11 protein-coding genes and 1 tRNA gene are annotated in these 15,318 nt (G+C 43.6%); 10 read left to right on the forward strand and 2 right to left on the reverse strand.

The features are described from left to right. Positions 1-52: 52 nt before the first annotated feature. The 5 genes from PDUR_RS11845 to PDUR_RS11870 all read left to right on the forward strand — a co-directional run bounded on the left by PDUR_RS11845 (position 53) and on the right by PDUR_RS11870 (position 4,983). Complete coding sequence (locus PDUR_RS11845) at positions 53-1,720, forward strand: IS1634 family transposase (protein WP_042206447.1); 1,668 nt, start codon at positions 53-55, stop codon at positions 1,718-1,720. Between the two features lie 730 nt (positions 1,721-2,450). After that, a complete protein-coding gene (locus tag PDUR_RS28755) occupies positions 2,451-2,627 on the forward strand; it encodes a transcription activator effector-binding protein (protein WP_042209297.1) in 177 nt (58 codons plus the stop codon). Between the two features lie 68 nt (positions 2,628-2,695). Continuing rightward, the gene (locus tag PDUR_RS11860) at positions 2,696-3,271 is read left to right on the forward strand and encodes a hypothetical protein (RefSeq protein ID WP_042206448.1); all 576 of its coding nucleotides are present in this window, start codon (positions 2,696-2,698) and stop codon (positions 3,269-3,271) included. Between the two features lie 258 nt (positions 3,272-3,529). Beyond that, entirely contained in the window at positions 3,530-4,084 is a 555-nt protein-coding gene (locus PDUR_RS11865; RefSeq protein WP_042206449.1) for a hypothetical protein, read from the forward strand. Between the two features lie 269 nt (positions 4,085-4,353). Further along, positions 4,354-4,983: a C40 family peptidase gene (locus PDUR_RS11870; protein WP_042206450.1), complete on the forward strand. Its 630-nt coding sequence runs from the start codon at positions 4,354-4,356 to the stop codon at positions 4,981-4,983. Between the two features lie 42 nt (positions 4,984-5,025). Here PDUR_RS11870 and PDUR_RS11875 read toward each other — a convergent pair whose 3' ends face one another. Next, complete coding sequence (locus PDUR_RS11875; RefSeq protein WP_042206451.1) at positions 5,026-5,442, reverse strand: MarR family winged helix-turn-helix transcriptional regulator; 417 nt, start codon at positions 5,440-5,442, stop codon at positions 5,026-5,028. Between the two features lie 192 nt (positions 5,443-5,634). On the opposite strand from PDUR_RS11875, the gene PDUR_RS11880 reads away from it, so the two are divergent. The 5 genes from PDUR_RS11880 (at position 5,635) to PDUR_RS11900 (ending at position 14,624) form a co-directional block, all read left to right on the forward strand. Next, the gene (locus tag PDUR_RS11880; protein ID WP_042206452.1) at positions 5,635-7,113 is read left to right on the forward strand and encodes an MDR family MFS transporter; all 1,479 of its coding nucleotides are present in this window, start codon (positions 5,635-5,637) and stop codon (positions 7,111-7,113) included. A gap of 267 nt (positions 7,114-7,380) precedes the next feature. Further along, complete coding sequence (locus tag PDUR_RS11885; RefSeq protein WP_233277533.1) at positions 7,381-8,316, forward strand: ROK family protein; 936 nt, start codon at positions 7,381-7,383, stop codon at positions 8,314-8,316. A 41-nt stretch (positions 8,317-8,357) separates the two neighbouring features. After that, a complete protein-coding gene (locus PDUR_RS11890) occupies positions 8,358-8,924 on the forward strand; it encodes a sugar O-acetyltransferase (protein ID WP_042206453.1) in 567 nt (188 codons plus the stop codon). 586 nt (positions 8,925-9,510) lie between these two features. After that, positions 9,511-10,365 (forward strand): Rpn family recombination-promoting nuclease/putative transposase, encoded by an 855-nt coding sequence (locus PDUR_RS11895; protein ID WP_081949494.1) that lies wholly within the window; start codon positions 9,511-9,513, stop codon positions 10,363-10,365. Positions 10,366-10,469: 104 nt separating this feature from the next. Beyond that, on the forward strand, positions 10,470-14,624 hold the full coding sequence (locus PDUR_RS11900) for an NACHT domain-containing protein (RefSeq protein WP_042206454.1): 4,155 nt from the start codon (positions 10,470-10,472) through the stop codon (positions 14,622-14,624). Positions 14,625-15,195: 571 nt separating this feature from the next. On the opposite strand, the gene PDUR_RS11905 is transcribed toward PDUR_RS11900, so the two are convergent. Continuing rightward, positions 15,196-15,267 (reverse strand) — tRNA-Val (locus PDUR_RS11905). Positions 15,268-15,318: the final 51 nt, after the last annotated feature.

The raw sequence follows: 15,318 nt of genomic DNA on the forward strand, positions 1-15,318 counted from the left end.
GGTGAGCGTGTCGAATACCTCTGTAGAGTGAATAACGTGCGGAGGAAAGCAGATGAACCCGAATATTCAAATCGAATCGATCTATGCAGCAGGGTATTTGAATCTCATTAGCCAAACGATGAAGGACATGAAGATTCCCCAGACGATTGATGAAAAAGTGCCCTATCATAAGCAGTGCCTGGTCAGTCCGGGCGAAGTGGTACAAATGATCGTAATGGACATGTTAACCGGTCGACAAGCGCTGGTTCACATGGCGGAGTGGGCCAAACGCCTGGATGTAGAGAAGTTGCTGCGCCCCGGTGCGCAAGCCTCTTTCTTTAATGACGATGCGATCGCCCGGCATTTGGATCGGATCAGCGATGCGGACATCCAGGAACTGTATTCGACACTGGCACTGCAAGCTTGGAAGTACAACCCGGATACCGTACTGGCTTTTCATAGCGATACGACCAGCAAATCAGTGTACGGAGCGTATAAAGACCCCCAAGAAGGAGACTTGTTCATCACGGAAGGCTATAGCCGTGACCGCCAAGGAGACAAGCAGTTTCAGTATGGACTGATCGTAGACGGACAAGGGCGCCCGGTCTATGGCGATGTCCACGACGGCAACCAAAACGATAAAAGCTGGAATCCCGAGGTTCTGAAGGCCTTGGATGCCCAACTGCAAAAGATCAATCTGCAAGGCTTTATCTATGTAGCAGACTCAGCCGCGATGACGCGCGAAACGCTGGAACAAGCCAGGCAGGCCAAAGCATATCTGATTACACGCGGCAGCAACAACTTGAAGATCGTGAAGCAGGCATTGGAGCAAGCCGATGGACAGGAAGACCGCTGGTCGAGTCCTCAGGCATTCGCCTCTTCCAACAGCAGCGCCCAGTACCGCCTTCAAGAATTTGCAGCGGACTATGAAGGGCATGCCGTTCGGCTGGTCGTCGTCGAATCCAGTGCACTGGATAAGAAGAAAGCCCATACGCTGGAGAAACGCGTAAGTCAGGAACACGAACAGATCACGGATGCGATGAAAGCCCAAGGGAAAATCGTGTTCCACTGTGAACATGACGCGCAGGTGGCGCTGGGGCAATGGCTGGCTGATCATCCGGTGCACTTTCATCAACTGGAAGTACGATCCGAAGCCTATGAAGAAATCTTGCGTCCGCGAGGCCGCCCCAAGAAAGAAGCCGTGCCGGAAGTCGTCACGCGGTACAAATTGGAGTTTGGCCCGGTTGTACCGGATGAAGAAGCGATTGGGGCGGCTCGCCGCAAGGCTTCCCGGTTTGTGCTAGTGTCCACGGTTCCCGCAGCATTTCAGGGTAAATCCATGGATAGCGCTGCGCTCTTACAAACGTACAAAGGACAAATTCGAGTCGAATGTAACTTTTCGATTTTGAAGGATCCTTATTTTGTCGATGAGATCTATCTGAAAAAGCCGCATCGTGTGGAAGTCCTGGGCTATTTGTTTCTGATCGCGCTCTTGGTGTATCACACGATACAGGGCAAGGTTCGCAGCCAAACGAGCGAGCGCCATCCACTGATTGCGACTACCAAACGAAAACTGGCGCAACCGACGACGCGGGAAATCTTTCGGCTGCTTGAATACGTGCAGGTCATTATCTTTCGGATGCCCGACGGCAGCCGCTTTCGCCAATTGGGTCAACAACTGGCATCGGAGGAACGGCGATTGTTGGCGCTATTTGGCTATGATGAGTCCATCTATATTTGAATGGGTTTGGAGCACGATCCACATTCTCTTTCCAGCGAAACTTTTTCCCGCTAACGTGCGCTGACGCATTCCGGCCACTTGATTTGCGTTGCTCTGGCATCCCGTTTCAAAAAACCGATTAAAATGTTTCCCATTTGGTATCTGTAGGGTGCGAAACGTCAGAAGTAAAGTATAGTTTTGGCTATTCCGAAGATGGAATTTACAGCGTCTAACAACGTACTGACGCATCGGGGCATTCGCCCTCGGTCCAGCAGAAGAGTAAGCTGTAGTTTCAGTAGAGTTTATTCAGTAGCAGGGAAGCAGAATCAGGCGGACACAATCGACAACGTCGGACGTCGTGAATGCGGATAATATGGAGCGGATTTGAAATGCCTTTAGAAAAAGTAGATTTAGAACTCATCGAGGTAGCGCAGAACACAATAAAAAAACTATACAAAGATGGCAAGCACCACATCGGAGCAGCGATTAGAACGAAAACAGGGAAAATATACTCGGCTGTGCATTTAGAGGCTTATATTGGACGGTATCCGTATGCGCCGAAGCGATTGTAATAGGCAAAGCTATATCAGAAGGAGAAAGTGATTTTGATACGATCGTAGCCGTAAGACATCTTGATCCAACTCAACAGGAACAAAAGATAGAAGTAGTATCGCCCTGCGGCATCTGGCAGACAACCCAGCGAGGCTAAGTGTGATCCGTTCGCTGGCACTCAAACTTAGGAGGATTGATCATGGTTGTACACATTGAAGAAAAGCATTCTTTTACAGTTATCGGAAAAATGGGACAGGGACTTTCATCCGAAAGTACAGAGTGGATTCCAAAGCTGTGGCAAGAAGCGAATCAAAATTTTGGTGAAATTAGTAGTTTAGCCAAGAAAGACAGTGCTGGTAACCTGGTTGGAATTTAGGGTGCGATGAGTGATGCATAGAAAGGTGATACATAACGTTAGCTTAGGACTCTAGAAAGGAACAACGTATGAAAAAGAGATCATTAATCGTTATCTTAGTCATTTCGTTTCTTTTATATGGGGGATACCAAGGCTATGAATATTATAGCGATCATTTTGTAGATCAAAGAATAATACAGAATATTTTGGAGCGTAATCATTATACTATCACCAAAAAGGACACTGCTGTAAAACTCGATCTTTCTATCAAACCTGAATGGATTCCTTTCAAAACGGAAAAACCGCAAAACCTGAATATTAAGATTGCAGAAAGCCACAAAACCAATATCATACTCCAACAAGTGTGGAATCGAGGCGGTGATATCTATTTTAGTTTCCATACAACCTATGATTTGAACTTCAAGAAGGGTAAGTTTCTATATAACATGTTGTTAAATGATAACGGTACGTATACAACGAAAGGGTCGCCAGAGGATTTTCAATTAACCGACCTCCATGGAAGTCAGATTCAAATAGGTCAGACCGGTTATGGACCAGGTTCTGATTTTTCCTTCGGCATTGATCCAAGTGAATATGAGAGAATTCGAAACGGATTTAATGTAATGTATTCTGGGATGATTTTGTATGAGTATTCTAGGAATTGAATTCCTTCACGTAGCGTCATTCACGCATTAGGGTGAAGAGGTTAATCTAAAAACGGCAACAATGATTGGAGGTGTCGAAGTGCTTTAATCTTTCTTGAAGGCAATTTGCAGGCAGACAACCGTGCGAGGCTAAGTCTATGACCCGGCGCTGACGCGTCTTATGCCTCTCGGGTTCTTTGATACCTAATTTTGTTAGGATTTCTTCAAGGCCTAATGCCTAATAAGGAAAATGAATTGATGAGGGGGAGATCGTGATACATGAAACCAATGCAAACAGGGAATAAGGATCTTATGGTATTAGCGGTAATGAACAAGCGTGAATTCAATTCGTTGGAGGATGAAAGACTGGGCTGGGCATGTACGGAGCCGACCTTCAGCCAAATCCGGGCCAAGGATATGGCGGTGAAGGCCAAGGTAATATCAGACCTCTCTGAAGGACAGCGGGCGTTATGCATGTTCAGGGTCTTTTATGGTCATGCAAAGAACTCGGAAATGGAGTATTACGGCTGGATCTCCCATCTGCTGCAAAATCCGGACATGTGGTCTGGGGTAATGAGCGGATTAAGCTTTTTTGGCGATATGAAGATGTCCCGGCTGCTGGAAGAAACGAAAGAGGTTCTGGAGACCCGAAACCGCAGGCTCGGCTTGGAGTGGAAGGACGCCGTAATCACGGATCTCGATCGTGATAAAGAATTGAATGCCGAGGTGGAGCGGTTATACCGGCGGTTCCAGCTTGTTTCAACGGCAAGTCTGAAGGCAATCGCCGCCCATATCCGGGCTAATGCCGATGAATTTGTGAGGTTTGAGGAGTAACCTAAATACACCAAACTAACGTTTGAGCGTCCGCTAATGCGGGCGCTTTTTTCGTTCCCATTTCCCTCATCTTGACTCCCTCATTGATCTCCATTGACCGTTAGCCGTACATTCCCAGCCGATAGCCGAATAATGAGCCACGACCAAAGTCCAGAACGAAACTAAACTCCGGACAGTTACGGCTAATTTAGTCATTTGCTATCCTGTTGTTAGAAGATATTGTCGCATTAAGCAGCTCGGTAAAATTTTTTGGCAGTGGGGTGAACACCATGATTGACAATACAGGAGACAATGATTCGGAGAGCTGCATATATGTGTTGTTGACTGATACGGGCACTTTGTTCACAACATTGATCAAAAGCTTCACCGCCGCTCCGTATAACCATGCCTCTCTGGCGCTCGACGAGGAGCTAAGCGAGGTGTTCAGCTTTGGCCGCAAATGCCCAAGGAAGCCTTGGGCTGGAGGGTTTGTCGAGGAAGATGTGTATGAGGGAACTTTCCGTCATTTTCCCGGCACTCGCTGCGTACTACTCCGTTTGCGAATTTCGAAGCAGCAGCGTGACGCTGCCATTCGGACTATCCGGTCTTTTCAGAAGGAGAAGCATGTCTATCGCTACAATCTGATCGGATTATTAGGCGTGCTGATGAACCTTGACATTGAGACGAAAAATGCTTACTTTTGCTCCCAGTTTGTATCCGAAGCACTGCGTAAAAGCGGACTTTCCCTATGGGACCGGCCATCCACGCTGGTAACACCCAACGATTTTCTTCACCATCCTGCATTCGAAATGGTTTACGAGGGCCTTCTGTACGATTACCCGCTTCTCAACCGGGACAGGCTAAAGTACATACGAAATGTGGAAGAAGCGGCAAGCGAATTGGAGGAGCAGGCGGTATGATGGATGCAGTGGCTCTGATGCATACGGCGGTTGAAATCGGCGCTATCCATCAAGTGTACGGTTAAGTCTCGCCAGCATGTCTCCAAAAGTCCGGCATTCCTGAGGTGACCAGTCTTTAAATATTTCCCCGTATCTGTCCATTCTGATTTCCCTTGCCTCGGCAAGCTTCCGTGAGCCCAGCTCCGTGATCTGAAAATAACTAGATCTTCCGTCCTGCGGATCGGGTATCCGCTCTATGTATCCTTTATGTTCAAGGACGCTTGTCTGTCTGCTGATCGTGGAGGTGTCCAGGCCGAGTCCTTCCGCTAGAGCTTTAACTCCAATGTTTCCGTGGTTGGACAGATGGTACAGCAGGGTATAGCTAGAACGATCCAGCCCGCCATGCTTCTTGTCCAGGGAGGCGCGGCGAATCAATGTCATCATCTCATTACCAATGAAATCCAAATTTTTATCTTCCATAGCACTTCCGTCCTTTAGTTTATACTCTTCTCCATATTATAAGTGAAAATACCCAGCCACAAGTGAAAATACATAAACCAAAATGAAAGTAACGTGAAAAAAGTAATATTGATTTTCAACATAATAGTTGTATAATACACCTATATTAAATTAATTGTATCCTACACCTATATTTAGAGGAGAGAGAGAACATTGAATAATCAAACCGCCAGGAATTCTTCCTTCTGGCTCATTATTTTAGCAATTTTTTTCGGGAATTTCATGTCCATCCTGAGTTCCACAACGATTAATGTGGCTTTTCCGGTGTTTATGAAGGACTTTCATGCGGAGGTTGGTTCTGTTCAATGGATGATTACCGGCTATCTGCTGGCAACCGGCGTTGTCGCTCCGGTCGTCGGCTATTTTGGAGACAAGTGGAGCTATAAGTATTTGTATGTGTTTGCTTTATCTGGCTTTACCCTCTTTTCCGGGCTATCCACGATCGCTTGGAGCATTCATTCTTTGGTTACCTTTCGCATCCTGCAGGGGGTCTTCGGCGGCCTAATCATTCCCACGACGATGACAATGATCTATCAATTCATTGAGAAGGAACGGCAGGCCTTTGCCATGAGCTTATGGAGTCTTTCCGCCATGCTTGCCCCGGCATTCGGGCCTACACTTGGCGGCTGGCTGACCGGATACTTCGGCTGGCAATCCCTGTTTGTCATCAACCTGCCTATCGGAGTCATTGCCATTACGGCAGCGCTCAAATGCTTGCCCTATCACCGCCAGTCCAGCAAGCTTAAGACATTTGATTTGCCCGGCTTCATAACCGTTATTCTAAGCAGCGCGTTCATTATCCTGGCTTTCAGTGAAGGGAATTCCTGGGGCTGGACTTCGTGGCAGACACTATCCTTGCTGGTGGTCGGGGCGTCCGTGTTGATCTACTTCATCCGCAGAGAGCTCTCCCTGGAAGAACCGCTGCTCAATCTGAAGGTGTTCCACCAGAAGCGCTTTACGTACAGCTTAATCATCAACTGCACGATTACCATTTCATTGTATTCCGGAACGTTCCTGATTCCGATTTTTCTGCAGGATATACAGCAGGCCACTCCGTTGCTAACCGCCTTGGTGCTGCTTCCGGGCTCGCTCGTGATGGCGTTTCTATCACCGGTGGTCGGCAAGCTGTACACCAAGGTGGGTCCGTTCTGGCTTATTCTTAGCGGTATTCTGCTGCTGGTCATATCGACTTGGGAGCTCAGTCATCTTACGCTGGCTGCAACCCATGTCTATGTGGCCTCATGGATGACGCTGCGTTATGCGGGGATTGCTCTTGCTTTTATGCCGGTTACGAATGCCGGAATGTCCGCCATCTCCAAGGAATATACCGGCCATGCCTCATCCGTAACGAACTGGGTGCGCCAGGCCACCGGAGCGCTGGCTATTGCGATCTTCAGTTCATTGCTGGCTGCAAGATCCGTGACCCATCTGAAAGAATTGACCGGGGGAGGGGCGGCAGGCTCTTCTCTGCTCAAAGCTCAAGGCATGGCGATGGGTGTTCAGGATGTGTTCCTGGCCGCAACATTAATTGGAGTCATTGCGATCCCATTAACCTTTCTGCTGAAATCGAGAAAGGGCGTGGCTGCCGTCGTTCCTAAGAGCTCAGTGGTGAAACGGGAAGCGAACGGTTGAGATTATAAAGGCTGATTAACATGAAGAGTTTCGGATACTTAAGAGCTGACCTGTTTGGGCGGCTCTTTTTATCGTACTTTAATAAATTGGACAAACACGCAGAATTCATTTATATTGTATCTTATTATGATGCTTTTAATAACTATTATCAAAAGTTACTGGAGGTGAATGTAATCAATCATTGCCAATAATTCCATTCGGGTTAAAGAGATCAACCGGGAACTCATCAAGCAAGCTTTGATAGCGATGAAGCAGGGCACGAAATCTATGATTTCACAGGCAACCGGCCTAAGCATCGCGACCTGCGGAAATATTCTCAATGAACTGCTTGAGACTGGCGAGGTAATCGAGACTGAACTGGAACAATCAAGCGGCGGCCGTCCGGCAAGGCGGTTTGTTTACAACGCCGATTTTTCCTATATCGCATGCATCTATGCCAAAATGGAAGACGGCCTGCTTTCCCTAACTTATGCGGTGGCAAACTCCGTTGGCGAGCGTGTGGACGGCGGGTACATGGAGGTGAAGGTCCTTGACGCGGCAGCCATTGATCACTTGGTCGGAACGCTTATTGAGAGGTATGACCAAATCAAAGCGGTCGGGATCGGCATCCCGGGATTCGTCCATCAAGGGGTTATCAATATTTGCGATATTAAGGAATTGATCCATGCCCCTCTGAAAGCACGGTTGAGTGAGAAATACGGAATTGAAGTTACTGTGGAAAATGATATGAACCTGACCGTTTACGGTTTTTATAAAAACCAGAATTACGATGAAGATAAAACAATCGCCGTCGCGACCTTTATCAAGGGCAGCTTTCCGGGCGCAGGGATGATCATTAACGGGCATATCCATAAAGGAAGTACCCAATTTGCAGGTGAAATCTCATTTCTGCCGTTCAGCATCTCGCGTGAGGAGCAATTCATCCGGCTTAATCACCGAGATACGTTCATCCCATTGGCGGCGCATACGATTATGTCCCTGACAGCGATTATTAACCCTGAGACGATTGCCCTGACCGGAGATCAAGTCGTGCCGGAAGATTTGGAACCGATCTTTAAACGCTGCCTGGATACGATTCCCGAGGAACATATGCCTGAGCTGATCCTTCTGGATCGTCCGGACGAGGATTACATGAACGGCTTGATTGCAATCACACTGGAAAGCTTGACCTATTGTTTGCAGCTTGTAGAAAAGCGGCGGTAGGGCGTCACTAAAATAAATTTTGAAAAGGCAGGGGATACACGATGGCAATCAAATCCGAAAAAGAAAAGATGCTGGATGGGGAACTGTACATGGCTTCCGACGCACAACTGATGGAAGAACGGGAATATGCGCGAAAGACAGTGCGGCTGTATAATCAGACCACCGAAACCGAGACGGAACTCCGAACAAAGCTTCTAAAAGAACTGTTTGGTTCCACGGGCGAAAACTTGAGCATGGAACCCAACATTCGGTGCGATTATGGATATAACATCCATGTCGGAGAAAATTTCTATGCCAACTTCGATTGTACCATCCTGGACGTTTGCGAAATTCGAATTGGGGATAACTGCTTCTTGGCTCCGGGCGTACACATCTATACGGCAACCCATCCGATCGATCCTTTCGAGCGCATCGCTGGCCCGGAGTATGGGAAGCCGGTCAAGATTGGCGACAATGTCTGGATCGGCGGCAGAGCCGTCATTAACCCGGGCGTTACAATCGGCGACAATGTGGTAATCGCTTCCGGGGCGGTTGTAACCAAAGATGTTCCGGACAATACTATTGTCGGCGGTAATCCGGCTAAAATAATTAAAAATATCGTGCTCTGATATGAAGGGATAATGTGTCGAGGGATATAGCGAACGTATACGAACGGATACCCATTGATGGGGAGCAGCCCGATCGGAGATTGGAATACGCAAAATCCGGCAGCAGTCTGTACAATATGGACAGGTATACTAAAGAAATAGCCAGGCAGCCCGAATAGCGCTGTTCGGCGAATTATTTCCTTTAAAAAAGAAGCTCAAAAACTTCTCTTGACCAAATCTTGGCTAAAGCCCAGTTTTGGTCTCTTCGGCATGTCCCAAAAGAGTCCTTAAAATGCAAAAATAGCCTTAATACACAAGGCTTTTCTCAATAGGACTTATGGGGATCGAACCCATGATTTCTGCCCTGTCAAGATTGACAGGCGTATTAATCGCAGTATCCTCACATAACCGAAAGTCCTTGCACATCAGAATTTTCAGCTTATTTTCATAGGGATGTTTCCAACTGTTTTTCCGAGTTCGTTGCCAATGCGTGACCACGGCTGTGATCGGTTCTTCTAGGAAAAAATTATGACTTGGTTACATAAAGGTAGTATGTGGATACAATGAGATTTACGCCATGATATAATAAACATATAAGATTGGAGTGATGATCGTGGAATTGCTCGACGCACGGAACGACTTTATTTTCAAAAAAATATTTGGCAGTGAAAACAACAAGGATGTGCTTCTCGCCTTTCTTAACAGCACCTTTCTGGAAGCTGGGGAACCGCCGCTCACTGAAATTACATTGATGAATCCTTTTACAGATAAAGATGATCCGACAGAAAAACAGTCGATCCTTGACATCAAGGCCAGAACGACGGAGGGCAAGCTGATCAACATCGAAATGCAGTTGTTTAACCCGTATAATATGGAGAAACGAAGGCTATTTTACTGGAGTGAAATGTATTACCACCAGATACAAAAAGGCGACAATTACAACTTATTGAAGAAGTGCGTAACGATCAACATCTTGAACTACTCCTGTCTGCTGAATGATCGCTACCATAACATTTTTCATCTGCGTGAAGATCATACCGGTATTCCGTTAATAGACGATATAGAGATTCATGTAATGGAACTGACTAAGCTTGAAGAGCATGCCGTTCCAGTGTCAGGCGGTTTAGTGAACTGGTTGTTGTTCCTCAAAGGTGTCGATAAACTAAACTGGGAGGCGTTGACGATGAATGAACCGATGCTGAAAAAAGCGATGGATACGCTGGAGTTTCTCAGCCAGGATACCGCCACACGGCTGGAGTATGAAGCCCGGCTGAAATATTTGCGTGATGAGGTTTCCCGTATGGAGGGAGCTAAAGCGGAAGGAATTGCCCTTGGTGAAGCGGTAGGAGAACGCAGAAAGGCGATAGAGATCGCTAAGAAATTATTGGGCATGGGATTGGAGATAGAAGCTATTGCTGAGGCTTCTGGTTTATCGGAGGCAGAAGTTCGCTCTTTAAAGTAAAAAATATAGAACGGAAAAGCGAACCTCCATTAACGTTGTCAGAGCTTCGCTTTTCTTTTATCAAATTTAACAAGAAATCCGCTCATTTTATAACGGGGTGCTTAATGTCAAACTTAATTTACGATTGGGAAAGGTTTTGGTGTAATCGTTCGGGAACATTCAGTCTAACAGATAACGGCTTTTTGTATGATCCTCTCTCACAGTATGGCAGGATTGCTAATCCTGGTGTAAAAACAATAGATGAACTTCATGAGATTAGATGTATCGCTTTATTAGGAGAACCCGGAATTGGGAAAACGCAGGCTCTTCAGAGAATAGTTGGGTCATATAATGCTCAATCTAATATTATTTTTATTAACTTAAGATCTTACGGTATCGGTTCAGAAGAGAGATTGATAAAAGAGCTATTTAGAAATAGCAAATTTCTGAAATGCCAAGAATCTAATGAAGAAGTATATATTTTTTTAGATAGTTTGGATGAATGTTTGTTAAGAATAAATCATATGGCTGCTCTAATAATTGATGAATTAAAGAAATATAACACAAAAAAAATTTACTTAAGAATTGCTTGTCGTACTGCGGACTGGCCCAATCAATTTGAGAACGATCTTATTAATTTGTGGGATAAAGATCAATTTCGTGCTGTGGAACTGCTTCCTCTGCGTCGTTGTGATGTTGTTGAAGCGGCTAGAGACAATAATCTTGATTTTGATGATTTTATGAAGGGAATAATACAAAAGGAGATTGTTTCTTTTGCCATTAAACCGATTACGCTTAAAATGTTAATAGGTATATATCGAAAACATGGACAATTCCCTGAAACCCAGCAGGAGATATATCTGCAGGGCTGTCAGTTACTATGTGAAGAACAAAATGATGGTCGGAAGATGACGGTTCAAGTTGATTCAAGAAAACGCTTAACAATAGCAACTAGAATAGCAGCTTTAACTATATTTATGAATAAGTTTGCCATTTGGTGTGGTACCGATTATGGAAATATCCCAGAGGAAGATCTTAGGTTATCAGATATTATTGACGGATCGGATAGAACGCTTCACGAATCATTTGTAATAAATGAAGGCGATCTGCTGGAAGTTTTATCATCAGGACTTTTTTCTTCGAGGGGGTCAAATCGATTAGGTTGGGCACATCAAAGTTATGCAGAATTTTTAGCTGCCTTATATATTATAGAGCATCAAATGACCTATGAGCAGACAATTAGCTTAATCAGGCATCCCAATGACGAAGAAAAAAAGTTAGTCCCTCAGCTTTATGAAGTTTCTTCATGGATAGCTACATTTAACTCTGAGATTTTTAATTATATCGTTGCTGTTGAGCCAGAAATACTTTTAAGAAGCGACATACTTAATGCTGAAACAAAAATCAAAAAAGGTTTGGTTCAGTGTTTGTTGGATAAATATGATTCCGGTCAATTACATGACGGACATCATGAGATTAATGATCTCTTATATAAACTCAATCATGATGAACTAGCTGACCAATTAAGAATTTACATTAATGATACATCAAAAAATTTATTCGTGAGGAGATTTGCTTTAAGAATTGCTAAAGCCTGTGTGGTAGAATCTCTCCAAAAAGACATTCTAAAAGTTGCTCTTGAACAAAATGAGGAATACTATTTACGAACATATGCAAGTAAGGCGTTTGCAGTTTTATGTGACAAAACGGAACTAATAAAATTGTTGCCATTAGCCGAGTCTGAAGCGGGGGAAGATCCTGATGATGAATTAAAAGGAAACGCCCTGCAAGCTTTATGGCCTGACCATATTTCAAGCCCCAAAATGTTCTCGTTGCTCACAGTTCCCAAAAGGAAGAATTTATTAGGCTCATACTACTATTTTTTGAGGCACTGTATAATTCCTGGATTTAAAATAGCTGACCTTTCGGATATTTTGAATTGGACAACGCAATTTGTGAATGCTCACGTTGTAAAAACCTGGATTGAAGATGTCCTTCATTATGCTATAGACAGAGGCTGGAATGAAGTTAGAAATCCGTCTATTACTAAGTTATATATTGATTTACTGAGAGTAAGAATAAAAAATTTCGACCGTTTGAATTATATGTCTAAACTAAAGGACGATGAGCTTACAAGAAAATATATTATAGAAAAGTTAATAATGACCAGTCAGAGCCAAGTGGATATTGCATATCTTGCAAACTCTCCGCTTGTTAATTGGAGTGATTTTTCATGGTTATTAGGGCAAACCTTGATAGAGGAGAAAGCTGAAATTCAGCAGAAGTACATTGAATTGCTTTTTAGAATATTTAATTGGGATGATTCACAGCACATTCACTTGCTAATTGAAGCAATAAACAAAAACGATGCTTTAGCAATGACATTTTCAGTCTATACGGAACCAATTCCTTTGAATTCAGATAGAACAAAGGATATAAAAGATGATTACTATTTTCATGAAAATATTCGTAGAAGATCCGAGAAAAAAAAGCTAACTCTATTGCCTATAAGCAAGAGAATGGAGTTTGTACTTAATAAAGTTGAGGCGGGCGACATTAATTCGTGGCGGATGATTTACATAGAGTTGGCGGTAGATCAAGAAGGGATAATTAGAGACGAACACGAGCCAAATATCCAAAATTATGATAATTGGTCAACAATCAATGATGAACATAGAAATAAAATCATTGAATCAGCTCATCTTTATATTAAGCAGGCGGATTCAAATAAAGAAGATTGGTTTTGTACCGATGCAATTTATAGATCTGCTTTAGCAGGGTATAAGGCACTGAGAATTATATATGAGTTTGATTATAGTTTTCTTCATACCCTCACCACCGTGGAATGGGAGAACTGGATACCTGTCTTACTATCTCAGCCATTAGTTTCAAGCGAAGAAAAAAAGATCCAATCAGACTTGATCAGTTTGGCATACTTTCATGCTCCAGAACAACTAATCTCAGATTTATTGGCTATTATGAAATATGAAAATGAACAGCATTCAAATATTTTTGTAAATACTTTAGTTGAGGAATGCTGGGATGACAGATTAAGCAAGTCAGTATTTGAATTCTTAAAATCCTTCGATTTAGAGCCACAAGCTAAAAAAACAATTATGGAGCAGTTGCTTGCGCATCAAATAGTCGGTATTGAAGATTATACTAAATCGCTAATTGAATTAGGAATCAATTCTAATGATGAACAATTTAAGAAGAACGCAGAAATGGCTGCTATAGCCCTTTGCAATAATTCTATTAACGGATGGGAGTGGATATGGCAATATAAAGACATTCATTTTTTTAAAGAAATTATCTTAAGAATATCTGATGAAGGAAAGGCTAAACTCATATTAAATTCAATGAGCGAGTCTTTCCTTTCAGATTTGTATACATGGCTTGAGCTTCACTTTCCGCATAGAGAAGACCCTGGTCACGAAGACAAGGAAATGGCTCATTTTATAAGCCCAAGAGAAGAAATTGCGGAGTTAAGAGATAACGTATTAAGACTATTGATAAACAGAGGGAGTGAACAATCAAGGGAAGCAGTTCAAAGAATTGTTAATGAATTTCCCCGCCTGACATGGTTAAAATGGTCGCTAATTGAAGCTCAAAACGCTACTCGACGTAATAAATGGATTCCGCCTCGGGCAAAAGATATTATCTTATTGGCAGATAATAAACAAAAAAGATTGGTTCAAAGTGGAAATGAACTCTTAGTAATTATCTTAGACGCCCTAAAGAAAATCCAGAAACGACTTCATGGAACTACTCCCGAGGTTTTTTTACTTTGGAATAATATTGATAAAAATAAGTGCAGACCACGTACAGAGAATGAGTTTTCAGATTATATTAAGGTACGTTTGGAAGATGAGATTAAGGGGCAGGGAATTATTCTAAACAGAGAAGTGGAGATTCAGCGAACTTTAGGTTCAGAAAGAGGGGAACGAACTGACATACAAGTAGATGCTATTCTTCCTAGAGATAGCGGGCAGTATGATAAACTTACTGTGATCATAGAAGTGAAAGCTAATTGGCACTCAGAATTGTTTGAAGCTATGAAGATGCAATTAGCCGATAGATATTTGAGAGAGGGAAAAACAAGCTATGGACTGTTTCTTGTTGGATGGTTTGCAAGCGAAAAATGGGATTCTAATGATTCACGTAAGAATAAAGTTCCGCAATGTGGGTTTACTGAAACAAATAATAAGTTGCAAGTACAGGCTAATAATCTTTCGGAGAATAAGAATGTCAAATCATTTGTCATGGATGTGAGATTTTAAGAAAGCTGTGAATATACTTGTAGAAGCTTATATGGTATTACCTTTAGGTTCACGATTCACAACATTGACAGAAGAAAGGGCAGCGCGCCTAGTATGAACGGGTCAAGCGAAACGTGAAGCGACTGCACCGGTGGAGTGTCATCAGATCTAGGAGGGATACACGAAGAAATACTACGTCTACAAATATGGGGTATACAATCAGTATTTCAATCTATCGACTAGCCCCCAAAATATGATAAACTTCTGCGTAATGACTTCTACCAGATCGTGTTTGCATTGTCCCCTCAGTTCTGATAGCAACATATCCAGGAGATACTTGATATGGGTGAAAATCAGATGTGTGAACTTTTATACTCGGCCAGCTTGATCCGAGTTGGTAGAATGATTAAAGTTCCGAAAGAAGTCTTCCTCAAATGGCTGGAGGGATGCATAAAAAAGTGGTACCGAACTCGGCACCACTTTTACTTTAGTTCGATAAAGGTCCCCAATCCGGCACCAATTCGCGCTTTTGATCATGATCACAATAGGCTGACAAAAAGAAAAGCCCTTGATAATCAAGGGCTTTTCTCAATAGGACGGATGGGGATCGAACCCATGACCCCTACCCTGTCAAGATAGTGCTCTCCCGCTGAGCTACCGTCCTGCAACGAGATTTATAATACCATAAGGCAGGGGGGGATGCAAATGTTTTTTC

Source organism: Paenibacillus durus, assembly GCF_000756615.1.
In the GTDB taxonomy this organism is placed as follows: Bacteria; Bacillota; Bacilli; order Paenibacillales; family Paenibacillaceae; genus Paenibacillus_AQ; species Paenibacillus_AQ durus.